The sequence below is a fragment of the Acinetobacter sp. AR_0276 genome (assembly GCF_003000705.1).
In the GTDB taxonomy this organism is placed as follows: Bacteria; Pseudomonadota; Gammaproteobacteria; order Pseudomonadales; family Moraxellaceae; genus Acinetobacter; species Acinetobacter nosocomialis.
This window is the reverse complement of record NZ_PSQO01000004.1, coordinates 2,506,324-2,529,531: the sequence shown is the minus strand read 5'-3', so window position 1 is coordinate 2,529,531 and position 23,208 is coordinate 2,506,324. Positions and strand designations below refer to the sequence as shown.

Sequence of the window (23,208 nt, the reverse complement as noted above, 5' to 3'; positions counted from 1 at the left end):
TGACACCTTCATTACATATCATCTTACTTCAAGCCAATACAAGCGTATATTTATACATACAAAATACTGCAAAAATCATAAACCTGCATTCATAACCGTTTTCACGTAAAATACCCCTAATTCAAATTAAGGAATTGTTCAATGCCACCATTTGTCTTGGTTGATGGGTCCTATTTTTTATTTCGTGCATATCATGCATTACCACCATTGACGACCTCTACAGGGTTACATACCAATGCAATACGTGGGGCAATTTCTGCCATTCAAAAATTAATGCGCCGTATGCAACCAACACATATGGCCGTAATTTTCGATACACCTGAGCCAACTTTCCGTCATAAGCTTTCACCTATTTATAAAGGTGATCGTCCAACCATGCCGGAAGAGTTATCTCAACAGATTCCATATTTACACGCTCTAATTAAAGCGCAAGGAATTCCTTTATATAGCCTTCCAGGTGCTGAAGCTGATGACATTATCGGGACACTGGCTAAACGTGCCGTACTTGAGGGGCATCATGTACTGATCTCAACCGGAGATAAAGACATGGCTCAGCTCGTCAACGACCATGTAAAATTAGAAGACAGCTTCAAAGATCGCGTAATGGATACCGATGGCGTATTTGAAAAGTTTGGGGTTTGGCCGAATCAGATTATCGACTACTTGACTCTAATGGGCGATGCATCTGACGGTATTATGGGCGTGCCTGGCGTGGGAGCAAAAACAGCAGCCAAGTTACTGACCGAATATGGCACTTTAGATAATATCATTGCTAATGTAGACCAGCTTAAAGGCAAACTGAGCCAAAATATTAAAGACAATTTAGATAACATTAAGCTTGATCATCAGTTGGCAAGTATTGTTTGCGATCTTCCTTTAGAACTTGACTGGCATGAGTTAAAGCTTACTGATCCAAACGTAGAGGCTTTGCGTAATCTATACACTGAGCTCGAGTTTAGAAACCAATTACAGTCGCTTGATCATCCAAACAATCCAAATAGCTCAAGCTACAAACAGCAAGCTTCACAGACCGTGGTTCAAAATGAAGTTAAACCTGCTGAAACAATAGAAACAGAAGATCAAGCTAGCTTAACTAGTCAAGATGATCAGCTTGGGACTGCAAATTATCATACTGTTTTAACTCAAGAAGCTTGGGATCAACTCTGGCAACGCATGCAAAATGCCGATCATTTTGCTATTGATACAGAGACCACAAGTCTTGATTACCGTATTGCCGAAATGGTTGGTTTTTCAATCGCCTTTGATGCAAAAGATGCCTATTATGTGCCTTTAGCACATAACTATGAAAATGCGCCACAGCAGCTGGATCGTGAACAAATTCTGGCTCAAATTAAGCCAGTATTAGAAAATGAAGCGGTTAAAAAAATCGGTCATCACCTTAAATATGATGCGCACATTTTTGCTAATCACGGTATAGAACTTAAAGGCTGGTATTTCGATAGCATGCTGGCATCTTATGTATTAAATGCAGCAGCAACTCGTCATGGCATGGATGATGTAGCTCGTGTCTATTTAAGTCACTTAACCACAACTTTTGAACAAATTGCTGGTAAAGGTGCTAAACAGAAGACTTTTAATCAAATTGAGATTGAAGTTGCTGCTCATTATGCAGCCGAAGATGCGCATGTGACTTATCGTTTATATGAAGTCCTTTCAAATAAACTTAAAGCACATCCTGAGCTAGAAAATATTTTATATAACATCGAAATGCCGGTTGCCCGAATTTTGTCAGGCATGGAAGAAGATGGTATTCGTTTAGATCATGCATTCTTAGATAAATTAAGTGTTGAATTTGCAAAAACCATGGAAGGCCTTGAAAATCAGGCTATGGAAATTGCAGATGAAACTTTTAACATTGCTTCACCTAAACAAGTAGGCGAAATCCTATTTGATAAATTAGGTATTAAAGGTGGTAAAAAAACTGCAACTGGACAATACAGTACCAGTGAAAGTGTTTTAGAAAAAATCGAACACCCATTAGCGGAAATTATTCTAGAACATCGTGGGTTAGCAAAGCTAAAAAGTACCTATACTGATCGTCTAGTTGAGCAATCTCATAACGATACCCATCGCGTACATACAAGTTATCACCAAGCTCTCACAGCGACAGGTCGTCTATCTTCTTCGGATCCTAACTTACAAAATATTCCAATTCGTAGACAAATTGGCCGTCAAATTCGTAAAGCATTCATTGCACCAGAAGGACGAGTTTTACTAGCAGCCGATTACTCACAAATTGAACTTCGTTTAATGGCTCATTTTTCTCAAGATGATGCCTTAGTACATGCGTTCCAGCACGGACAAGACGTGCACCGCCGTACGGCAGCAGAAGTATTGGGTATTGCGATCGAAGATGTAACAAACGATCAGCGTCGCCAAGCTAAAGCTGTAAATTTTGGTTTACTTTACGGTATGTCCGAGTTTGGCTTAATTCGTCAGTTAGGCTTCACACGTCAAGAGTCGCAAAACTATATTAAGCAATATTTCCAACGCTATCCGGGTATTTATGAATACATGCAACGTACCCGCCAAGTAGCATCGGAGCAAGGCTTTGTTGAAACTATTTTAGGACGTCGTCTTTATACACCAGATATTGATGCTCGAAATGTGATGGTACGTAAGGCTGCTGAACGTGCTGCGATCAATGCGCCTTTGCAAGGTAGTGCAGCTGATATTATTAAACTTGCAATGATTGCAGTTGATAAAATCTTGCCAAAAGATCAAGCAAAACTACTACTTCAGGTACACGATGAATTAGTGTTTGAAGCCGATCAAAATATTGCAGAAGAACTTTCTAAGCAAATCGCAAGTGTTATGGAATCCGTTGTCGAAATTTCTGTGCCTTTACTTGTTGAAGTTGGGCAAGGACAAAACTGGGATGATGCACACTAAGTCATCAATAAACCAATAAAAAAGGGCTGTGAAATACAGCCCTTTTTTATCGTCTCAACTTAAAGTCCAGTTAAAAGAACTTTAGCGACTTCATTCATTAAGATCTCAGCAATATAGAGCGCTAAGAATGCCAAAATTGGCGACAAATCAATCATCCCCATATTAGGCAGTAAGCGACGGAACGGCGCTAATAATGGTTCTGCCAAATCTTGAATGACTTCAATATAAGGTGAACGAGATTGAGTGAACATCACCACCCAACTCAAAATGATTGTCGCAAAAATTAAATAACGACAGAAACGAATCAAATCTTGGATCATTGTCACAAATGTCAGAATCACTAAATGAATCGGACTATTTGGCATTGAACCTGAAAGATACATCACACCGAAAATTTTCAGTAAATATAAAATAATTAAAAGAACTAATGCGGCTAAATTGAATCGGCCTTTTGCGACTGTTGGAAAAATTCGGCCAAAAATATCAACAATCTTCGTCGCCTTTACTGTCGATAAAACCACAGGATTATAAGGACTTACTGCCGCCAATTGCATTAAGAACCGGAAAAAGACCAATAAAATCGCAACGTTAATTAAAATTCCAAAAATTAGCGCAGAATTTGCACCCATAGTTGTCTTATCCTATTAAAGCTATTTTGCACTGTCACTCAGTTCTTGAGCCAATTCTTGGCTACGTTTCTGTGCAGCAGCTAATGCAGATTGAATATTTTGAGAGATTTGTGCACGATCAAAAACTTCAAGTGCAGCTTGTGTTGTACCATTCGGTGATGTCACATTTTTACGTAGTTCAGACGGAGTATTTGAACTCGTAATTGCCATTTGAGCAGCACCTAATGCTGTTTGAAGAGTTAAAGCAGTTGCAACTTTTTCATCTAGGCCTAGATTTTTACCTGCACGGATCATACTTTCCATGAGGTAGAAGAAGTAAGCCGGGCCTGAACCTGAAACTGCTGTTACCGCATCAATTTGAGCTTCGGAGTTTACCCAAATTGTTAAACCAGTTGCTGCTAAAATTTGACTCGTTAATTCACGGTCTGAAGCACCAACTACATCAGTCGCATAAATACCATGTGCGCCAGTTTGAACTAATGCTGGCGTATTAGGCATAACACGAACAATTCGTTCGCTATCAATAAGATTTGATATTGTCTTAATTTCCGCACCAGCAATGATGGAAATAACCAGTTTATCCGATAATAAGCCTTTCAGCGGACGTAGAACATTCGCTAGAACTTGTGGCTTTACCGCAAGTACAACAACATCCGCATTTTTAATTGCAGCCACATTATCTTGAGTTACATGAACTTCTTTTTCTTGTAATAAATGACGGATTTGTTCAACTGGATCTGAAACGGTAATACGTGTTGGCGGCAAACCTCTTGAAATCAGCCCGCCGATCAACGCTTGGGCCATATTACCACCACCAATAAAACAGATATTACTATTTACTGCACTTGTCATAACCATATTCGCCATTTACCAGATCACAAGAATGAGAAATTAAATCTGGTTGCCATCCTCCTTGCTCACAATACGGAGACTGAGCCAACCAAAATCCTTTCGGTGTAAAAACCCCAAGCATAACATTATCTATGACTAATATTTGAATTGTATGACGAAGCCAAGGCAAAATATGTGCTTCTTGAATCGCTTTTTTTAACGGCCATTGTCCAACACGACCATATAGATGAATCTTTTCCCCACCTTGGCGTCGAATTATTTTCAATTTTTTATTCAATAAAGAATGACTTAAACCAATTTTTTTACTCTCAATATGGAACAGTCCTGCTGCACCCTGCCATTCTTCTTGTAATTTAAATGAATGCTCCAGTTCAGCTTCAACCAGATTTAATTTTTCAGCAAGATAAATCTGTTTACTTAACCTATAAAGAATATTTTGATAACGGACGTAATAAAACTGGTTCCAATGTAAAGCGGCTTGTGCATCAGATTTAGAATCAATGACTTCTTTTTTTAAGCGCTCGACCATTTCAAATGCAGGTCGATATTGCCCATCACCCTTCATCCATGCAGAAAGTAACTGGCGCTGTCGCGCAAAAGATAACTCGGATAATTTCGTTAAATCTAAATAATCAGCTGAACCCGAATATTGCCAATCATTTTTCAGAACTTCTTCTAAAATTTCGGAAGCATCCTGCATGAGATAACTGGTTCGGCTCAGCGCCTGCTGCATTTTTGGAAATCTTTTTGATAAAAATGGCCAAAGCTCTTCACGACACCACACACGGTCATAATGGGTATCATAATTCATTGGATCATCAATATACTTCACTTCAAGCTGAGCAGCCCAAGAAGCAATTTGCTCACGTGTTAAATCCAAAAAAGGACGCCAAATCGTCATATTTTCACGGTAATCAATGGCTTGCATTGCAGCAAGTCCATCTACACCTGTACCTGACAATAAACGTAAAATAGCTGTTTCGGCCTGATCTTGCTGATGATGAGCAAGCAATAGAATTTCATTTTGTTGTAAATGTTGCTGATAAGCTTGATAACGTGCTTGACGTGCTTGAGCTTCCAGATTCCCATCAGAAATCTGTACTTTTTGAATAATATAAGAAATATTTAAACTTGTTGCCTGACTGGCAACAAGTTTCCCCCATTCTGCACTTTGTTCTTGCAGTTGATGATCAATGTAAATTACCCGGATCTTTTGAGGGAAAATTTGAGTCATTAAATGTAGTAGTAGCATTGAATCCATGCCACCACTACATCCAATAAGAAAAGAACTATTTTCTGAAAACTCTTGAGCCTGCTTTAAGACGTGATGCCTAAATTTTCGCTGCCAAACTTCATTAAACGTTGATAACGTGCTTCGCATCGTTCATTTGCATCCATCGGTAGCAATTCATCCAAAGCTTGCTTTAAAACTACTTTTAGGTTTTGCATCACACGCTCAGGGTCTAAATGAGCTCCTTCGCCTTCATCTACTACATATTCAACAATACCTAGAGATTGTAGTTTATCTGCTGTTAAACCTAAAGCTTCACTCGCTTGAGCTGCTTTTTCAGCAGTCTTCCATAAAATAGATGCACAACCTTCTGGTGAAATCACAGAATAAATACTATGTGACAACATAATCACACGGTCAGCAACCCCAATACCTAGAGCACCGCCAGAACCACCTTCACCGAGTACTGTTGCAACAACAGGAACTTTCAAACTTGAAAGTTGAGCAAGACTGGTCGCAATTGCTTCAGCTTGTCCACGTTCTTCAGCACCAACACCTGGATATGCACCCATCGTATCAATAAACGTGAAAACCGGAAGATTAAAACGCTCAGCCATATCTAGTAAACGCTGAGATTTACGGTAACCTTCTGGGTTCGCCATACCAAAGTTGTGCTTTAATTTTTCACGGGTACTACGACCACGGTGTTGTCCAATGACCATCACAGGTTGACCGTCAAAACGAGCAAGACCACCTACCATCGCACCATCGTCACCAAACAAACGATCACCATGCAAGGCATCAAACTCTGTAAAGATTTCACCGACATAATCTAGAAACTGCGGACGATCAGGATGACGTGCAATTTGAACCGTTGTCCACGCTTTGGACTGAGTAGCTTTTTTCATAGGTCGAATATTATCCCTTTAATCGATAAATTTTTCCGACTGAATATTCAATTCAATGTCCCAATGCTTAAACTGCTCTTGCTCATCATGCAAGTCGGCAACTAACAATGGCCATTGTTTGGCATCACCAGAAACACTAAGCTGCCATTGTTGATCATTTATGATGGTCAATTCAATGGCAGGAAGCATCTGATCACTGCGACTATGGTTGAGTAAAACTGCAAGGCGAAGTAATAGACTTAGGTAGAGTAATTTATTACCGCCCGCCTTTAAAACTTCATTTTTTACATCATTACGTAATTTACGACGATGATGAGCAACTAAATGTGAAAGATGGTTTTGATCAATTTGTGAGAAACCAGGAATATCAGAATGCTGTAATAAATAAGCACCATGACGATGATAACCACCATGACTAATTGCTAAACCAATTTCATGCAAATATGCTGCACGGCGCAGTAAGTCACTGTCTTCACTGGTTAAATTCAGAGATTCTGCCACCCCATCAAATAAGTGTTGAGCTGTATTTACAACTCGTTCTGCTTGTTTCGGATCAGCGTTATAACGTCCCATTAGAGCTTGCACACTACGATCTCGGATATCTTCATGCTTAAAACGACCTAAAAGGTCATACATGACTCCTTCACGTAATGCACCATCAGAATATGCCAAATGTTCAATTTCTAATACTTCAAAAACTGCGTACAAAATTGCCAATCCGGCTGGCAAAACTGCTCGTCGATCCTCTCTAAGTCCTTCAAAATCAATTTCAGAAATATTTTTGAACTTGAGCAACTTATCTTTAAGTTTATAGAGGCCTTCACGAGTAACATTTTCTTGCTCGTCACTTAACCCCATATTTACCATAATTTGACGGCAGGCTTTAATTGTTCCGCTAGAACCAACAACAGTATCCCAACCCTCCATTTTATAAGTTGTTGCGATCGCTGAAAGTTCTTTGCGCGCAGCAACCACTGCCTTATCAAAAGCTTTTTGGGTAATTTCACCATCAGCAAAGTAGGCTTTAGTATATGCTACACAACCCATCTGTAATGATTCGGTATAAATCGGCTCGAATTCTTCGCCAATAATAAACTCAGTAGACCCTCCACCGATGTCAACAACTAAGCGGCGTCCACCATTTGCCATCGTGTGAGATACACCAAGATAAATCAGTCGTGCTTCTTCACGGCCTGCAATAATTTCAATAGGTTTAGGTAAAATTTCAGCAGCTTTTTGAATAAACTCATGGCCATTTTTAGCCTGACGCAAAGCATTCGTTGCCACAATTCTTAAACGATTAGGTTGAACCGACCCCAAACGCCCGACAAAACGAGCCAAACATGCCAAGCCACGTTGCTGTGCAGCTTCTGTTAAGTTTTTATTTTCATCAAGACCAGCTGCAAGCTGTACTTTTTCTGACATTGAAGCCACTTTTTTAACTTCACCGTGATCTACCCGTGCAATGGCAAGGTGAAAACTGTTCGACCCCATATCTATGGCAGCAAGTAATTCTTCATCAATCAGAAAGTCAGACATTATTGAACTAAACCCATAACAATTCACGCCTAGAGTAATTCACAAGAATGCAATTGAAAAGCCATTTTCATCAACAATTAATAGCCATCGATAATTTTCGATTTGTTAAACGATTGTACAAGCCGATGGTGAATATCGTGAGCATCCATTAGACAAATTTAATTAAGCCTTGAATAATAGCATCAAACCCTTACATTGAACTAAGTAGCTATGTAATACTGATAGAGATTATATCCTCCTATAGTGATAGCACTTTTTTCTAAAAATTGGAGCCGTACCATGTCTGCGACTATTGTAAATACAACTGATGATAACTTCCAAGCAGATGTTCTAGATGCAGAAACACCTGTACTTGTTGACTTCTGGGCAGGTTGGTGTGCACCTTGTAAAGCGATTGCACCTGTTCTTGAAGATTTATCAAGTGAATATGCTGGTAAAGTAAAAATCGTTAAAGTTGACGTGACTTCTTGTGAAGATACTGCAGTGAAATACAATATCCGTAATATTCCTGCTTTATTACTTTTCAAAAATGGTGAAGTAGTAGCGCAGCAAATCGGTGCTGTACCTCGTTCTAAACTCGTTAGCTTCATTGACGAAAACGTTTAAGTCCGAACGTTACAGATGAAATACGCTATATCTCTATAGCGTATTTTTTTCGGCTATAAATTGACAAATTAGCTGATCTCACTTATATTGCATGCTCAAGAGGCACTGAAGGGAATCGTCTTCTGTCCGGCTTCTTACAAGACACAAACATAAAGATCGCCACTCGGCAACAGAAATTGTTTTTTCACATTTCTCTTCGAAACAGTTAATTAGACTTCTGAATTGTTATTGTGTAAATACAATTGCGATACTCTTTTTTGTATGCGAGCGATTTTTCTTCTTTTAAACCACACTCTATTCTTTCCTAATTCTGACCCCTATGAACTTAACTGAACTCAAGAAAAAACCAATCGGCGAACTAATTAAAATTGCTGAATTTATGGGCCTTGAAGGTATGGCTCGTAACCGAAAGCAAGATATTATCTTTGCCATCTTGAAACGCCATGCAATGAATGGCGAAGAAATTTTTGGTGACGGCGTTCTTGAAATTCTCTCTGATGGTTTTGGTTTTTTGCGCTCTGCCGCAGGTTCGTATTTAGCTGGTCCGGATGATATTTATGTGAGCCCCTCACAAATCCGACGCTTTAACTTGCGTACAGGTGATACCATCACAGGTACTATTCGCCCTCCGAAAGAAGGTGAGCGTTATTTTGCGTTGCTCAAAGTTAACCAGATTAACTATGACACGCCAGAAAATTCTCGAAATAAAATTTTATTTGAAAACTTAACTCCCCTTTTCCCAACCGAACAATTGGTTATGGAACTTGGTAATGGTACAACAGAAGACTTAACTGCCCGTGTTGTCGACTTAGTTGCGCCAATTGGTAAAGGACAACGTTCTATTATTGTTGCACCGCCAAAAGCGGGTAAAACAATGTTACTTCAAAACATTGCACAATCTATTGTGAGAAACAATCCGGAAGTGTTCCTTATTGTTTTACTTATTGATGAGCGTCCAGAAGAAGTAACTGAAATGGAACGTACCGTACGCGGTGAAGTCGTTGCCTCAACATTTGATGAAGCACCAGCACGTCACGTACAAGTAGCTGAAATGGTCATTGAAAAAGCAAAACGTCTTGTTGAACATAAAAAAGATGTTGTGATTTTACTTGACTCTATCACACGTTTAGCTCGCGCATACAACACTGTAATTCCTTCATCAGGCAAGGTATTGACCGGTGGTGTAGATGCACATGCATTAGAACGCCCAAAACGTTTCTTCGGTGCTGCTCGTAATATCGAAGAAGGCGGTTCTTTAACAATCATCTCTACTGCTCTTATTGAAACTGGCAGTAAAATGGACGATGTAATTTACGAAGAATTCAAAGGTACTGGTAACCAAGAAATTACACTTGATCGCCGTATTGCTGAGAAACGAGTCTTCCCTGCCATGAATATTAAGAAGTCAGGTACACGTCGTGAAGAACGTTTAATGGATGAAGATAAATTACGTAAAGTCTGGATCCTCCGTAAACTCCTTCATCCTATGGATGAGTTGGCTGCTATGGAATTCTTACTTGACCGTATGAAAGAAACCAAAACAAATGATGATTTCTTTGATCAGATGAAACGTAAAGCTTCAACTTAATCATTATGTTGTTTTCCAAAAAGCTACTCTCATGAGTAGCTTTTTTATTTGGTTGACATGCTTTACACAAAAATACATTTTGTTAAACCTTATGTAAGGATATATTTAAGCTTTTGAAAACAAATATTTTTAATATAAAAAAATTATGTTTTTTAGTAGCTTACTTATACCTTTTCCAATATATCTAATCTAATTGATTGTTTTTTTCTGTTAAAAAACAGGCTGTTTTTTCAATTTTTCTGCGCTTTTTTGACAGGTGACAGTAGTATTTCAACATTTGCAGTGATAGCATAGCGGCAGACCAGTTAGACTGCTCCATGCGTTGTTACCTAGCTACGTTTAGGAATAATAAAAGCAAAACAGCCTAACTTAGGTTTTTTTAATCTCAAATTTTTTTTGTGAGAGTGATGCCATGTTATTCAAAAAATTCGCTGTTGCTGCTGCTGTTGCCGCTACTTTAGCTTTCGTTGGTTGTTCTAAGAAAGAAGAAGCTCCAGCTGCTGCTGCTGCTTCTGAAGCTGTAGCTGCTGCTTCTGAAGCTACTGCTGCTGCTTCTGAAGCTGCTACTGCTGTTGACGCTGCTGCTTCTGAAACTGCCGCTGCTGCTTCTGACGTTGCTGCTGCTGCTTCTGACGCTGCTGCTGCTTCTGACGCTGCTGCTTCTGCTGCACACTAATCTATATTCTAGATTAGATAAAAAAGAGGACTTTATGTCCTCTTTTTTTATACTTAAAATTTTATAATTTCAGTACAGATGTACTTGATATATCGATATAAAGTATTTCTAGGCTTATATTAAATGCGATTCATTCAAAACTAATAAAACCAAATATAAATAAAAAAAAGCAGATCAATCGATCTGCTCATTTCCAACGCGTTGTCTAAATTTCTGACCTGCTCTAAAGGTCACTACACGACGGGCAGAAATCGGAATTTCTTCGCCTGTTTTAGGATTACGTCCCGGACGCTCGCGTTTATCTCTAAGCTCGAAATTACCAAAACCAGAAAGCTTAACCTGCTCACCCGCGATAAGCGCTTGGCTAATTTCGTCAAAGAACAACTCGACCATTTGTTTTGCTTCACGGCGATTTAAGCTGGTTAACTCACTTAAATGATCAGCCATGTCTGCTTTAGTTAGTGCTGTCATGAGGCCCTCAATGTCGCTTGATAAGTGTTTTCCAACACTTGGATTATATTGTCCATACCAGATTTAATTTCAGCATCTTCAAGCGTACGTGAAGGATGTTGCCATAATAGTGCAAACGCTAATGAACGTTTACCTTCTTCGACACCCTGCCCCGTATACACATCGAATAACCAAGTAGAGTCTAAAAGCTCTCCACCAGTTTTTTCGATTAACTGCTGAATATCTCTAACATTTATATTATCAGAGATTAAAAGCGCAATATCACGTCTAACCGAAGGAAAACGTGATAATTCTGTAAAATTAGATACATAAGATTGCAAAACTGCTGCCTGATCAAGCTCAGCAACCCAAGTTGTGCTCAAATCGAGCTCATTTTCTAAAGATGGGTGCAAACGACCTAGGTAACCAATTGATTTACCATCAACTAAAATTTCAGCAGACTGTCCTGGATGTAACCATGAACGCTCTGAACGTACATATTCAACTTTGACACGTCCAGCAGCTAAAACTTCCTCTACTTCACCTTTAAAATCGAAGAAGTCCATTGGTTGTGGCTTAGCATGCCATGATTCTGGTTCACGAGAACCTACAGCAATTAAAGCTAATGTCGGGATTTGCCTTAAGTCTTGAATAGAATTGGCATCTTGATAATCAAAACGTAAGCCAAGCTCAAAGAAACGTACACGGCTTTGCTGACGATTTAAATTATATTGTACACAAGGAATTAAACTAGAAAGCAAAGTGCTACGCATTGCTGCCAAATCACTTGAAATTGGATTTGCTAGCATAAGTGGATTGACTTGCGGGTTTAACTGCTTTTCAAGTTTTGCATCAGCAAAGCTAAAGCTGATTGCTTCTTGGTAACCTAAAGTAACTACTGTTTGGCGTAGCTGTGCAATTTCAAAACGATCTTGGTACTTAGCAAGCTGAACATCCATGCTTGGTAAGCTGATCTGAATATTGTCATATCCATCAATACGAGCAACTTCTTCAATCAAATCTTGATAAATTGCCATATCATAACGATGTGATGGTGGAACTACGCTCCATTCGCCATCAGCTTTAACAGTTACTTCACAACCTAGTCGAGTTAAAGCATCTGTAATAAATTCAGCAGCAACTTGATATCCCAATAATTGGTCTACCTGAGCTTGCTTAAGTTCGATCGCTTCACGTTTAGGAAGTAAATCAGATTTTTCAGCTATAGTAATTGGACCAAACTCACCACCTGCCAACTCTTGAATAAGCTGGGAAGCACGGTTCATCGCAATCAAAGGTAATTCGAAATCTACACCGCGTTCATAACGTTGCGAAGAGTCTGTGTGTAAACCAAAACGACGAGCACGCCCAGCAATCGCAAGCGGAGCAAAGAATGCACTTTCTAAGAAAATATCTGTTGTATCATCAGTTACACTTGACGCTAGACCACCCATAATACCAGCAATTGCTAAAGCTTTCTGGTCATCAGCAATAACCATCACATCTTCTTGCAATTCAACTTCTTGATCATTCAAAAGTTGCAACTTTTCTTGCGGCTTAGCTTGGCGAACTTGTACAGTACCTTCGATTTTAGCTAAATCAAAAGCATGCATTGGCTGGCCTAATTCCATTAGAACGTAGTTCGTTACATCAACTAAAATACTATGTGTACGAATACCTGAACGTGCTAAAGCTTGTTCCATCCATTCAGGAGTAGCAGCTTTCACATTTACATTTTTAATGACACGTCCTAAATAGCGTGGAGCACCCTCTGTGCTGATAACAACCTTTTTCTCATCAGTGATTGTCGCATCAACCGATTTAATTTCAGGTTCATTCATTTGCAGTTGGTTAATCACTGCAATTTCACGTGCGATACCACGGATACTGAAACAGTCACCACGGTTTGGCGTAATACTAATATCGATGACGTTATCATCAAGTTTTAAGTATTCACGGATGTTTACCCCTACTGGAGCATCGGCAGGTAACTCAAGCAAACCATCGATTTTATCTTCAAGATCAATTTCAGAAGCACCGCACAACATACCTTGTGACTCGACACCACGAAGCTTACCTTTTTTGATTTTAAAATCGCCTGGTAATACTGCGCCAATAGTTGCTACAGGTGCTTTCATTCCAGCACGAACGTTAGGAGCACCACATACAATTTGCAGAGGCTCACCTGAACCAATATTCACTGTTGTTACACGTAGACGGTCTGCATCTGGATGCTGTTCAACTGTTAGAACTTCACCAACTACAACTCCGGTAAATGGCTTAGCAACAGGCGCTAGTTCATCTACCTCAAGACCAAGCATAGTCAACTGATCAGATAATGTATCACTATCAATTGCAGGGTTAACCCATGTGCGTAACCAATTTTCGCTAATCTTCATCTTTATAAACCTTATTTAATCCTGAAAAAATGTTAGGCAAATTGGCGTAAGAAACGCACGTCATTTTGATAGAACATACGCAAGTCATTAATGCCATAACGCAACATTGCAAAACGTTCTACCCCTAAACCAAAAGCAAAGCCTTTGTATTTATCAGGATCAATACCCGCAGCACGCAATACATTTGGATGCACCATGCCACAGCCTAATACTTCTAACCAACGTCCACGCTCATCCATGATATCTACTTCTGCACTAGGCTCTGTAAATGGGAAATATGATGGACGGAAACGTACTTTTAAATCTTTCTCAAAAAACTCATTAAGTAGGTTAATTAATAAACCTTTTAATTCAGCAAAGCTGGTGTTCTCAGCAACATACAAACCTTCGATTTGATGGAACATTGGCGAATGCGTTTGATCCGAGTCACAGCGGTATACACGGCCCGGACATACAATACGAATTGGCGGCTGACTTGTTTCCATGGTACGAATTTGCACACCAGAGGTATGCGTACGCAACAAATGGTTTGCATCAAAATAGAAAGTATCGTGCATGGCACGTGCAGGGTGATGCCCAGGAATATTTAATGCTTCAAAGTTATGATAGTCATCTTCAACTTCTGGCCCTGTTGCAACCGTAAAACCAGCTTTAGTAAAGAATTGGCAAATACGTTCTTGCACTTGAGTAACAGGATGAACTGTACCAATACGCTGTCCACGACCTGGCAAAGTAATATCAATGGTCTCATTTGCTAGTTTTTGTGCTAGCGCAGCTTGTTGTAATGCCGTTTGACGCTCAGTTAAAGCACTATTAATCGTTTCTCGAACAGCATGAATCGCAGCACCTTGTACTTTACGTTCTTCAGGGTCCATTTTCCCTAATGCTTTCGATTGTTCTGCAAGCTGGCTTTTTTTCCCTGTAAATTGCACACGCACCTGATCAAGTGCAACAAGGTCTTGAGCTGCTGCAATGGCAGCAAGCGCTTCTGTGGTCAGGGCTTCCAGTGACATATTAACTCTCAAAGCAACAAATTTAAAAATATAATAAAACACTGCATTCTAACAGTTTTTCACCGTATTGATGAAGTTTATCCATCATGAAAAATGTATTAGGCAACAAAAAGATAAAACGTATAAAATAATAGCATCGTCAATGAGATCAATTATTATGGCGCTCAATCAGATTTGGAAACAACAACTTACACTTGTGACCTACGGTAATGAATACCTTCGCCAGAATTTAAGCTTCAACCAATGGCGACAACATCATATTTTTGACCAGCATAGTTTTCAATTTCGTGACTTAATTTCACAGCATTTACTTGCTCAACATTTCCAAGTTTGGTTAGAAGCACTCAAAAAACAAGGGACAACTCAAATATCTCTTCACCTATCTACTATTTTAAATGAAGAGCAAAACCCGAATAGTAATGTCGAGCTTTTACCTTATGCTCATTTTATTGTAAGCCACCAAAACAATAAAAAAATCGCATGGATTTTTGGTCATGAGCTTGCAGAGTGGTACAGTAGCGATAACGAATTTGAACCACCTTTAAATCAGCGTAGCGATTTACGCTTAGAAACTTTCTGGCGTTTTGAATTGAATGAAAAATTATCTAAGAAAGTTGAAGCTGACTTAAAGGCACCCCAATGGGATGAAATTGCTGACTTTATGGAAACCGAGTTATTTCGGAGTAAGTATGCAGCAGGTTTTGAAGAACCCGAATTTCAGAAAAAATATTTTGATGGATCAACTCATCAAATTTCGGTAGATCATCAACCAACACTTGCACTTATACCTGAGAACTACCCAGCAGATTGTGCACATCAACTCCTCTACCGCACCCAAGCTTTATCCGAATATTTAGAGCAGAAAAAACGCAGCGCAAATGATCCTTTAGGGAAAGACCTAGACCAAGAACAAATTATTAACTTAAGAAACTTTACCCACAAAACTGATGATCTATTTGCAAAGCTCATTGTGAAAGCAGCCAATCATTATCAAACTGCACAATTAAAACCAGTTGAAAAACCTTCTCCTTTTGATGCAACGAATGAAGCCGCAACTCATTTAAAAGCACCTCATCATAAAGCTGGAGGAACAGGTGTAATTAAGCTTATTGTACTAACGGTAATTATTTGCGCCTTAGCTTATTATTTTGGTCTTTAATCAAGATTAAAGTTTCCATTGATAAAGTAACTCTGTTATTCCGAGGCCGAACTCTGGTAGTTCGGCTTCATTAATTAACTGTGCTCCCATTTTTTCATAGAAGAAACGGCTCGGATTTTTATTAAAGACTTCTAAACGAATAAAAGCATAACCTTGATTTAAAGCGCATTGATAGAACTTTTGGAATAATTCACGGCCTATACCTTGTTTTTGAACTTCTTTTAAAAGATAAAAAGCAAGAATTTCAGCAATATTACTTTCTGGGTTTAAATAGCCATCGAGAAAGCCTTTCACTACCCCATTTTCAGTATAGATAAATAACTTATGATCAGGACTTCTGCTTATCTCTTTCCATAACTGTTCTTTATCTAGTACGTTAAGCTCATCTAATATTTCTTGCTTAACCATACCGGCATAGGTTTCTTTCCAACCTTGCACATGTACTTCTGCAATAGATAATGCATCGTTAAATGATGCTATACGAATATCTGAATTATTTAATGACTTCAATTTGCTCCTCTCACCTTACTACTTTTTTAAAGTGAAGCATTGGTTGATCTCACACCAACCTATTCAGTTAAAAGCCGCTCTCGAACATGCATTAAAGCAAACCCCAACAAATTTAGACCTTGCCATAGAGATGGATTTTCGATATCTGGATGATCTTGTGCCATACCAATACCCCAAATTTTATCGACAGGAGATGCTTCAACCAAAATACGGTCTTTCGTTGCAAACAAGAATTTTTTCAATTCAGAATACTGCGAGAATTTAGCAAAATTCGCCTGCACCACTATGTCAAAACGATTTTCTTGCCATATTTGTTCATCATAGTTACGCACTTTACGACCGAGTTGCTTCGCTTCATTCGGATGTTTAACCTGCAAAATCTGTGCAAAAATTTCTTCATCATTAAATAATTTTGCTTTTTGCGCCATCATATAGTGTTCAGCAGTAAAGTACTCGACACCTTCTACTTTGAATTGCGCTGGGAACCACTGGCTAAAACAGCATTTATCAACAAGATCAGCTTGTTTAGGAGTATGTCCCCAAAAATATAAGTATTTATACTGGTGACCTTGCTGTACTTTTTGAATTAAGTCATTTAGAAATTTTTCGTCTTTCATCATTTATCTCTGATTATTTTCTCTTTTTAAAATAGAACCATTAAAAATAAAAAAGACCGCTAAAAAGCGGCCTCTTTTTGAATCTCTAAGCTTATGCAGCTAATGCACCTTTAGCTTTTTCAGCTAAAGCAGCAAATGCTACTGCATCATGCATAGCGATGTCAGCTAATACGCGACGGTCGATGATCACTTGAGCTTTTTTCAAGCCATCGATCATACGGCTGTAAGACAAACCGTTTTGACGAGCACCAGCATTGATACGCGCAATCCATAGAGCACGGAATTGACGTTTCTTTTGACGGCGGTCACGGTAAGCGTATTGACCAGCTTTGATTACCGCTTGGAACGCTACGCGGTAAACGCGTGAACGAGCACCATAGTAACCTTTAGCGCGAGCAAGAATTTTTTTGTGACGACGATGAGCCACTACACCACGTTTTACACGAGCCATTTATAATCTCCTTAGATGTATGGGCACATACGACGAACTGAATTCATGTCAGAAACATGAACCATTACACAGCCGCGTAATTGACGGATACGTTTAGCAGATTTTTTGGTCAAGATGTGGCGCTTGAACGCTTGTTTACGCTTAAAACCGTTTGCAGTCGCTTTGAAGCGTTTAGCTGCACCACGGCGAGTTTTTAACTTAGCCATAGTAACCTCTTTTAGGCACCTGTTCGGCGCGATTGCACCATTGCAAAATCGACCTGCAGGTAAGGAAGCGCGTATTTTATAGTATGCTGACTAAAATTAAAACTACTCGTAGTGCTTTTTTAGATGAATGTCTTAACAAATTAAAAATTCATATCGTTTTTTTAGAGATTGGTCACTGCTAATAAATTCAACATTATGCCTTATTTAGCTCTATAATATGTTCAAATTATCAACATACGATATTTCAAATGCAGAAACATGATGCATTCGCTGCACTGCGCTATAGAGATTTCTCTATTGTTACCATTAATCAATTTTGCTTAACGTTAGCAATTTTGATTCAAGAAATTATTGTTGCTTATTCACTTTATCAAATTACCAAAGATCCTCTAACTTTAGGTTTAATTGGACTAGCAGAAGCCATTCCATTTATTGCTCTATCGCTTTGGGGGGGCTATTTTGCTGATAAATTTAATAAACAGGTCATTATGAAAATCTGTTTATTTTTCTCGGTACCTCTACCTTTAGTTTTGTGGTTGTTGTTTCATTTGCATGGTTTAGGTCATATCAGTGTAAATTTCCTTTCTTTGGGTATTTACGCAGTCATCTTTGGCTTAGGTACGATACGTGGGTTTTATAATCCCTCTGCCACCTCATTGAAACCATTCTTAATTCCACGCGAGCTTTATGCCAATGGTGCAACATGGACAACTATTGGTTGGCAAAGTGGTGTGATTATTGGGCCTATGCTAGGCGGTTTTATGCTTGCTTACTTAGGCAGAGAAACCAGTCTTTTTAGTGTTGCTGCCCTACTCAGCACCTGTTTTATTCTTATTAATTTATTGCAAAAACGAAGCTTTCCTAAAATTGAAACTGCGAATGTATTAGAAAGCTTAGGTGATGGTTTCCGCTTTATTTGGAAAACAAAAATCGTTCTCTGGGCTATTTCTTTAGACTTAGCCTCCGTTTTATTTGGAGGTGTGATTGCCTTACTGCCGATCTTTGCTGAAGATATTTTAAAAGTAGGGCCAGAAGGCTTAGGTTATTTGCGTGCAGCGCCTTCTATTGGTGCACTCATTACCATGATTGCTTTGACCCGTTTTCCGCCAACTCAGCACGCATGGCGTAACATGCTACTTGCAGTTGCCGGATTTGGTGTATTTACGATCCTTTTCGCTTTCTCGAATAATATGTGGTTATCCCTATTTGCACTGGCCATGACAGGTGCTTGTGACAGTATTTCAGTTGTGGTTCGACAAACCATTTTGCAAATATTCCCACCAGAAAATATGCGTGGTCGGGTAGCGGCTGTAAATGGCATGTTTGTGTCATCCAGTAATGAGCTGGGTGCATTTGAATCAGGGTTGGCTGCTAAATATTTGGGGACTATTGCAGCGACTATTTTTGGTGGTTGTATGACGCTTGCAGTGGTCACGTTCTGTTGGTTAAAAACCAATGACCTATTTAAAGTCGACATTACCAAAAGCTCGGAAGACTAAATAAATAGTTTTAATATAAGCATCTTCGGATGCTTGTATTTTAAATAAAGTCTGTAATTACCCAATAAATGAAAATATAACGCCCAGCCTTAGCAATAAGAACCATAAATAAGAAGCGCCAAAAATTTTCTTTGAATAAGCCAGCAACCAAAGTAATAGGGTCACCAATCACAGGTGTCCAACTTAAAAGTAGCGAATAAAAGCCATACTTATGATAAAAACGTTGAGCTTGTTCTAGACGTTTTTCAGAAACTGGAAACCATTTTTTATCTTTAAACTGTTCTATTTTTAAACCTAACCACCAGTTCACACATGAACCGAGAACATTTCCAAAAGTAGCAATCGAAATAAGAAGAAAAGCGGACTGTTGATTTTTTAATAATAAAGCAGCGAGTACAGCTTCTGATTGTAGTGGTAATAATGTAGCAGCCCCAAAAGCACTCAAAAAAAGTAAAAAGTAACTTAGCATTCTAATTAAACCAAACTACCTTTCACTTTATTCATTGTGCTACCAAGCAAAATTAGATAACTTTAATTGATAAAGCTTTTTGTACCGCAGGACGTGCTGTTAGGCGGACAATGTATTCTTGTACATAAGGATAATCCTCTAATTGAATCCCCTGCCATTCATAGCGCAGAATCCAAGGTAAAATTGCCATATCAGCAATTGAGTATTCCCCCGCAACAAATTTTTGCCCTATAAGTTGTTTGTTTAATACGCCATATAAACGCTTAGTTTCATTCACATAACGTTCAATTGCATAAGGAATTTTCTCTGGCGCAAAGCGGTTAAAGTGATGATTTTGTCCCAACATAGGGCCTAAACCACCTATTTGCCACATAAGCCATTGTTCCACTTCAACCCGCTCTTGTTCATCTGTTGGATAAAACAATCCAGTTTTTCGACCTAAATATTGTAAGATCGCGCCTGATTCAAATACTGAAATTGGCTCACCACGTGGACCGTCCTGATCAACAATTGCGGGGATTTTATTATTCGGGGAAATTTTCAGGAAATCTGGTTGAAATTGATCATTTTCTAAAATATTAATTGGATAAAGGGTGTAATCCAGTCCCATTTCTTCTAAGGCAATTGTGATTTTATGGCCATTGGGTGTTCCCCAATAATATAGATCAATCATTCTATTTTCCTATTCATCGTTATCATGACTGCGTCTTGCGTTATATCATGTTTTGGCTAATACAATGATATGTCCAACACCAAAAAATACATAAAATTTGAGAATAACTTTGGTTTAAAAAGTTATTAAATCGCACTTTAAAGGAATTAAATCAAGAAATGACGGGCATAAAAAAGCACTGCGTTTGCAGTGCTTTTTTTGAGTATTACTTTTTCTTTTTCGGTCCAAGTAACATACCCATTTGTCGACCTTCCATTTTCGGAGCTTGCTCTACAATACCAAACTCAGCTACGTCTGCTTCAATCTTTTGCAATTGAGCTAAACCAAGTTGTTGGTGAGCCATTTCACGACCACGGAAACGTAAAGTGATTTTGACTTTGTTACCTTCTTCAAGGAACTTCAAAATAGCACGAAGCTTAACTTGATAATCACCTACATCAGTTGCTGGGCGTAGTTTGATTTCCTTCACTTGCACTTGATGCTGTTTTTTCTTGGCATCTTTTTGCTTCTGTTTCAGGTCAAACAAGTGCTTGTTGTAATCCATGATTTTACAAACAGGCGGCTCAGCGTTTGCGACAATCTCAACAAGGTCAAGATCTGCATCCTCAGCAGCACGCAGTGCTTCATTTAATGAAACAATTCCTTTTTGCTCACCATCAGCAGCGACGAGGCGTACTTCTTTTGCACGGATCTCATCGTTAATTGCTGGACGGTTACTCTTTGCACCTTGTTGTTGGTTACGGTCAGGCTGTTTAATCTTTCTTACTCCACAATATACCGGCCACGTTCGGCGACGGCAGATTTCACTAAGTCAATGAAAGCATCCACTGACATAGTACCTAAATTTTTTCCTGAGCGAGTACGTACATTCACTGTACCTTCTTCAACTTCTCGATCACCAAGAACTAACAGGTAAGGAATGCGCTCTAGAGTACGCTCACGAATCTTAAATCCGATTTTTTCATTTCTCAAGTCAGAAATAGCGCGAAGGCCATTTTCCTTGAGTTTTGCCACAACTTGCTCACTTACTTCAGCTTGAGCATCGGTAATGTTCATGACACATGCTTGTACAGGTGACAACCAAGGTGGCATGAAACCAGCGTAGTGTTCAATTAGTATACCAATAAAACGCTCAAAACTACCAAGAATTGCACGATGCAACATTACAGGCTGATCACGTTCGTTTTCTTCAGTTACATAAGAAGCGTCTAAACGAACTGGCAAGTTGAAGTCACATTGAATGGTACCACATTGCCATACACGACCAAGACAGTCTTTTAAAGAGAACTCAATCTTTGGACCATAGAATGCGCCTTCACCCGGCTGCAATTCCCATTTAAGACCAGCTGCATCTAAAGCATCTGCTAAAGATTTTTCAGCTAAATCCCAAAGAGCGTCATCACCTACACGTTTTTCTGGGCGAGTAGACAACTTCATTTGAACTTCTTCAAAGCCAAAGTCTTTATAAACGTCTAAAGTAAGTTGAATAAAGTCTGCAACTTCTTTACCAATCTGTTCTTTAGTACAGAAGATATGTGCATCATCTTGTGTAAAGCCACGAACACGCATAATACCGTGTAAAGAACCAGATGGTTCATTACGGTGACAAGAACCAAACTCAGCTAAACGAATTGGTAAATCACGGTAAGATTTTAATCCTTGGTTAAACACTTGAACGTGACAAGGGCAGTTCATTGGTTTTACAGCATAGTTACGACTTTCTGAATGAGTCGTAAACATGTTTTCTGCATAGTTTGCTGCGTGACCAGATTTCTCCCAAAGCGTAAAGTCTACGATTTGCGGAGTTTTAATTTCTTGGTAACCATTGTCTTGCTGAACTTTACGCATGTACTGCTCTAGTACTTGATAAATAGTCCAACCATTTGCATGCCAGAACACCATACCCGGTGCTTCTTCTTGCATATGGAACAAGTCTAATGCTTTACCAATTTTACGGTGGTCACGCTTTTCAGCTTCTTCAATACGCTTGATGTAAGCTGCTAATTGTTTTTTATCAGCCCAAGCCGTACCGTAAATACGTTGAAGCTGTTCATTCTTCGCATCACCGCGCCAGTAAGCACCAGAGATTTTAGTAAGCTTGAATGATTTTAAGAATTTTGTATTCGGTACGTGAGGACCACGACACATATCTAAATAGTCTTGATGGTAGTACAAGCCCATTTGAGTTTCTTCAGGCATGTCTGCAATCAAGCGTAATTTGTATTCTTCACCACGAGCAGTAAATTCAGCAATGACTTCATCACGTGGAGTCATTTTTTTAACAACATCGTAATCTTGATCGATGAGCTTTTTCATACGCTCTTCGATTGCTGCCATATCATCTAATGTAAAAGGACGTGGCATCCAGATGTCGTAATAGAAACCTTCTTCAATGACTGGACCAATCACCATTTTTGCTTCAGGGAAAAGCTGCTTTACTGCATGCCCTACAAGGTGTGCACAAGAGTGGCGAATGATCTCAAGACCTTCTTCATCTTTTGGAGTGATAATTTGTAAGGTCGAGTCTTCGGTAATTAAGTCACATGCATCAACTAAGCGATCATTTACTCGTCCAGCAACGGTATTTTTTGCTAAACCAGGCCCAATACTTTGAGCGACTTCCATAACAGATACAGGGTGATCAAAACTCTTTTGATCGCCATTTGGCAATGTGATAATTGGCATAAAAAAATCCTTAAGGAGTGATGCCCTATACGAAGGAGCATTTCACCGCGAGATTATGATCGAGGCAAGCCTCAAAATATAAAAACGGTGTAAATCAAAATTAAAAAACCTGAAAGATTTTACACTTGTTCAAGC

At 39.0% G+C, this 23,208-nt stretch carries 23 protein-coding genes and 1 pseudogene; 6 read left to right on the top strand and 18 right to left on the bottom strand.

Annotated elements, in window-relative coordinates:
* Window positions 1–141 precede the first annotated feature (141 nt).
* The gene (polA, locus tag CSB87_RS12910) at window positions 142–2,913 is read left to right on the top strand and encodes a DNA polymerase I (protein ID WP_004883118.1); all 2,772 of its coding nucleotides are present in this window, start codon (window positions 142–144) and stop codon (window positions 2,911–2,913) included.
* 59 nt (window positions 2,914–2,972) lie between these two features.
* On the opposite strand, the gene CSB87_RS12905 is transcribed toward polA, so the two are convergent.
* Genes CSB87_RS12905 through ppx form a run of 5 tightly spaced genes read right to left on the bottom strand, consistent with a single transcriptional unit; the run spans window position 2,973 to window position 8,072 of the window.
* Window positions 2,973–3,542, bottom strand: a complete 570-nt coding sequence (locus CSB87_RS12905; RefSeq protein ID WP_002054582.1) for a YggT family protein — start codon at window positions 3,540–3,542, stop codon at window positions 2,973–2,975.
* 21 nt (window positions 3,543–3,563) lie between these two features.
* Window positions 3,564–4,400 carry a pyrroline-5-carboxylate reductase gene (gene proC, locus CSB87_RS12900; protein WP_079377114.1) on the bottom strand — a complete coding sequence of 279 codons (837 nt, stop codon included), beginning with the start codon at window positions 4,398–4,400 and terminating at the stop codon, window positions 3,564–3,566.
* The gene (tilS, locus tag CSB87_RS12895; RefSeq protein WP_079377113.1) at window positions 4,375–5,775 is read right to left on the bottom strand and encodes a tRNA lysidine(34) synthetase TilS; all 1,401 of its coding nucleotides are present in this window, start codon (window positions 5,773–5,775) and stop codon (window positions 4,375–4,377) included. The genes proC and tilS overlap by 26 nt, the downstream gene beginning before the upstream one ends.
* Window positions 5,712–6,533, bottom strand: a complete 822-nt coding sequence (locus tag CSB87_RS12890; RefSeq protein WP_002054564.1) for an acetyl-CoA carboxylase carboxyltransferase subunit alpha — start codon at window positions 6,531–6,533, stop codon at window positions 5,712–5,714. The genes tilS and CSB87_RS12890 overlap by 64 nt, the downstream gene beginning before the upstream one ends.
* An 18-nt stretch (window positions 6,534–6,551) precedes the next feature.
* The gene (ppx, locus tag CSB87_RS12885; protein WP_002054555.1) at window positions 6,552–8,072 is read right to left on the bottom strand and encodes an exopolyphosphatase; all 1,521 of its coding nucleotides are present in this window, start codon (window positions 8,070–8,072) and stop codon (window positions 6,552–6,554) included.
* Between the two features lie 279 nt (window positions 8,073–8,351).
* Between ppx and trxA the strand changes: the two genes are divergently transcribed.
* A complete protein-coding gene (trxA, locus tag CSB87_RS12880; protein ID WP_002054512.1) occupies window positions 8,352–8,678 on the top strand; it encodes a thioredoxin in 327 nt (108 codons plus the stop codon).
* Between the two features lie 319 nt (window positions 8,679–8,997).
* Window positions 8,998–10,266: a transcription termination factor Rho gene (gene rho, locus CSB87_RS12875; RefSeq protein ID WP_001054522.1), complete on the top strand. Its 1,269-nt coding sequence runs from the start codon at window positions 8,998–9,000 to the stop codon at window positions 10,264–10,266.
* Window positions 10,267–10,450: 184 nt separating this feature from the next.
* Here rho and CSB87_RS12870 read toward each other — a convergent pair whose 3' ends face one another.
* Complete coding sequence (locus tag CSB87_RS12870) at window positions 10,451–10,585, bottom strand: hypothetical protein (protein ID WP_017393480.1); 135 nt, start codon at window positions 10,583–10,585, stop codon at window positions 10,451–10,453.
* Between the two features lie 93 nt (window positions 10,586–10,678).
* On the opposite strand from CSB87_RS12870, the gene CSB87_RS12865 reads away from it, so the two are divergent.
* The gene (locus tag CSB87_RS12865; protein WP_004883134.1) at window positions 10,679–10,942 is read left to right on the top strand and encodes a hypothetical protein; all 264 of its coding nucleotides are present in this window, start codon (window positions 10,679–10,681) and stop codon (window positions 10,940–10,942) included.
* A gap of 174 nt (window positions 10,943–11,116) precedes the next feature.
* Here the strand turns inward: CSB87_RS12865 and CSB87_RS12860 are convergent, their stop codons facing one another.
* Genes CSB87_RS12860 through pheS form a run of 3 tightly spaced genes read right to left on the bottom strand, consistent with a single transcriptional unit; the run spans window position 11,117 to window position 14,804 of the window.
* Complete coding sequence (locus CSB87_RS12860; protein ID WP_000126166.1) at window positions 11,117–11,413, bottom strand: integration host factor subunit alpha; 297 nt, start codon at window positions 11,411–11,413, stop codon at window positions 11,117–11,119.
* A complete protein-coding gene (pheT, locus tag CSB87_RS12855; RefSeq protein ID WP_004710542.1) occupies window positions 11,410–13,791 on the bottom strand; it encodes a phenylalanine--tRNA ligase subunit beta in 2,382 nt (793 codons plus the stop codon). Before pheT ends, CSB87_RS12860 begins: the two co-directional genes overlap by 4 nt.
* Before the next feature lie 32 nt (window positions 13,792–13,823).
* Window positions 13,824–14,804, bottom strand: a complete 981-nt coding sequence (gene pheS, locus CSB87_RS12850) for a phenylalanine--tRNA ligase subunit alpha (protein WP_002054514.1) — start codon at window positions 14,802–14,804, stop codon at window positions 13,824–13,826.
* A 157-nt stretch (window positions 14,805–14,961) separates the two neighbouring features.
* On the opposite strand from pheS, the gene CSB87_RS12845 reads away from it, so the two are divergent.
* A complete protein-coding gene (locus CSB87_RS12845) occupies window positions 14,962–15,963 on the top strand; it encodes a hypothetical protein (RefSeq protein ID WP_004883135.1) in 1,002 nt (333 codons plus the stop codon).
* A gap of 6 nt (window positions 15,964–15,969) precedes the next feature.
* Here CSB87_RS12845 and CSB87_RS12840 read toward each other — a convergent pair whose 3' ends face one another.
* The 5 genes and pseudogenes from CSB87_RS12840 to CSB87_RS20085 all read right to left on the bottom strand — a co-directional run.
* Window positions 15,970–16,473, bottom strand: coding sequence for a GNAT family N-acetyltransferase (locus tag CSB87_RS12840; RefSeq protein WP_004710546.1), 504 nt, complete (start codon window positions 16,471–16,473; stop codon window positions 15,970–15,972).
* A gap of 59 nt (window positions 16,474–16,532) precedes the next feature.
* Complete coding sequence (locus CSB87_RS12835; RefSeq protein ID WP_004883136.1) at window positions 16,533–17,090, bottom strand: NADAR family protein; 558 nt, start codon at window positions 17,088–17,090, stop codon at window positions 16,533–16,535.
* Window positions 17,091–17,181: 91 nt separating this feature from the next.
* Window positions 17,182–17,541, bottom strand: coding sequence for a 50S ribosomal protein L20 (gene rplT, locus CSB87_RS12830; protein ID WP_000124858.1), 360 nt, complete (start codon window positions 17,539–17,541; stop codon window positions 17,182–17,184).
* Between the two features lie 11 nt (window positions 17,542–17,552).
* Complete coding sequence (rpmI, locus tag CSB87_RS12825) at window positions 17,553–17,747, bottom strand: 50S ribosomal protein L35 (RefSeq protein WP_002054552.1); 195 nt, start codon at window positions 17,745–17,747, stop codon at window positions 17,553–17,555.
* A gap of 11 nt (window positions 17,748–17,758) precedes the next feature.
* Window positions 17,759–17,866 (bottom strand): annotated as a pseudogene (locus tag CSB87_RS20085) (hypothetical protein); the annotation flags it as partial.
* 129 nt (window positions 17,867–17,995) lie between these two features.
* Here CSB87_RS20085 and nreB point away from each other — a divergent pair.
* Window positions 17,996–19,246, top strand: a complete 1,251-nt coding sequence (nreB, locus tag CSB87_RS12820; RefSeq protein ID WP_004883138.1) for a nickel resistance MFS transporter NreB — start codon at window positions 17,996–17,998, stop codon at window positions 19,244–19,246.
* Window positions 19,247–19,286: 40 nt separating this feature from the next.
* Here nreB and CSB87_RS12815 read toward each other — a convergent pair whose 3' ends face one another.
* The 4 genes from CSB87_RS12815 to thrS form a co-directional block, all read right to left on the bottom strand.
* Window positions 19,287–19,715: a YqaA family protein gene (locus CSB87_RS12815; protein WP_004883141.1), complete on the bottom strand. Its 429-nt coding sequence runs from the start codon at window positions 19,713–19,715 to the stop codon at window positions 19,287–19,289.
* A gap of 52 nt (window positions 19,716–19,767) precedes the next feature.
* Complete coding sequence (locus CSB87_RS12810) at window positions 19,768–20,388, bottom strand: glutathione S-transferase N-terminal domain-containing protein (protein ID WP_004883144.1); 621 nt, start codon at window positions 20,386–20,388, stop codon at window positions 19,768–19,770.
* Between the two features lie 205 nt (window positions 20,389–20,593).
* Window positions 20,594–21,145, bottom strand: coding sequence for a translation initiation factor IF-3 (infC, locus tag CSB87_RS12805; protein WP_079377112.1), 552 nt, complete (start codon window positions 21,143–21,145; stop codon window positions 20,594–20,596).
* A 5-nt stretch (window positions 21,146–21,150) separates the two neighbouring features.
* A complete protein-coding gene (thrS, locus tag CSB87_RS12800; RefSeq protein WP_004883147.1) occupies window positions 21,151–23,073 on the bottom strand; it encodes a threonine--tRNA ligase in 1,923 nt (640 codons plus the stop codon).
* Window positions 23,074–23,208: the final 135 nt, after the last annotated feature.

Coding starts and splice junctions, on each gene's coding strand:
- polA (WP_004883118.1), top strand. CDS start 142: ATGCCACCATTTGTCTTGGTTGATGGGTCCTATTTTTTATTTCGTGCA.
- CSB87_RS12905 (WP_002054582.1), bottom strand. CDS start 3,542: ATGGGTGCAAATTCTGCGCTAATTTTTGGAATTTTAATTAACGTTGCG.
- proC (WP_079377114.1), bottom strand. CDS start 4,400: ATGGTTATGACAAGTGCAGTAAATAGTAATATCTGTTTTATTGGTGGT.
- tilS (WP_079377113.1), bottom strand. CDS start 5,775: ATGCGAAGCACGTTATCAACGTTTAATGAAGTTTGGCAGCGAAAATTT.
- CSB87_RS12890 (WP_002054564.1), bottom strand. CDS start 6,533: ATGAAAAAAGCTACTCAGTCCAAAGCGTGGACAACGGTTCAAATTGCA.
- ppx (WP_002054555.1), bottom strand. CDS start 8,072: ATGTCTGACTTTCTGATTGATGAAGAATTACTTGCTGCCATAGATATG.
- trxA (WP_002054512.1), top strand. CDS start 8,352: ATGTCTGCGACTATTGTAAATACAACTGATGATAACTTCCAAGCAGAT.
- rho (WP_001054522.1), top strand. CDS start 8,998: ATGAACTTAACTGAACTCAAGAAAAAACCAATCGGCGAACTAATTAAA.
- CSB87_RS12870 (WP_017393480.1), bottom strand. CDS start 10,585: ATGGAGCAGTCTAACTGGTCTGCCGCTATGCTATCACTGCAAATGTTG.
- CSB87_RS12865 (WP_004883134.1), top strand. CDS start 10,679: ATGTTATTCAAAAAATTCGCTGTTGCTGCTGCTGTTGCCGCTACTTTA.
- CSB87_RS12860 (WP_000126166.1), bottom strand. CDS start 11,413: ATGACAGCACTAACTAAAGCAGACATGGCTGATCATTTAAGTGAGTTA.
- pheT (WP_004710542.1), bottom strand. CDS start 13,791: ATGAAGATTAGCGAAAATTGGTTACGCACATGGGTTAACCCTGCAATT.
- pheS (WP_002054514.1), bottom strand. CDS start 14,804: ATGTCACTGGAAGCCCTGACCACAGAAGCGCTTGCTGCCATTGCAGCA.
- CSB87_RS12845 (WP_004883135.1), top strand. CDS start 14,962: ATGGCGCTCAATCAGATTTGGAAACAACAACTTACACTTGTGACCTAC.
- CSB87_RS12835 (WP_004883136.1), bottom strand. CDS start 17,090: ATGAAAGACGAAAAATTTCTAAATGACTTAATTCAAAAAGTACAGCAA.
- rplT (WP_000124858.1), bottom strand. CDS start 17,541: ATGGCTCGTGTAAAACGTGGTGTAGTGGCTCATCGTCGTCACAAAAAA.
- rpmI (WP_002054552.1), bottom strand. CDS start 17,747: ATGGCTAAGTTAAAAACTCGCCGTGGTGCAGCTAAACGCTTCAAAGCG.
- nreB (WP_004883138.1), top strand. CDS start 17,996: ATGCAGAAACATGATGCATTCGCTGCACTGCGCTATAGAGATTTCTCT.
- CSB87_RS12815 (WP_004883141.1), bottom strand. CDS start 19,715: ATGCTAAGTTACTTTTTACTTTTTTTGAGTGCTTTTGGGGCTGCTACA.
- CSB87_RS12810 (WP_004883144.1), bottom strand. CDS start 20,388: ATGATTGATCTATATTATTGGGGAACACCCAATGGCCATAAAATCACA.
- thrS (WP_004883147.1), bottom strand. CDS start 23,073: ATGCCAATTATCACATTGCCAAATGGCGATCAAAAGAGTTTTGATCAC.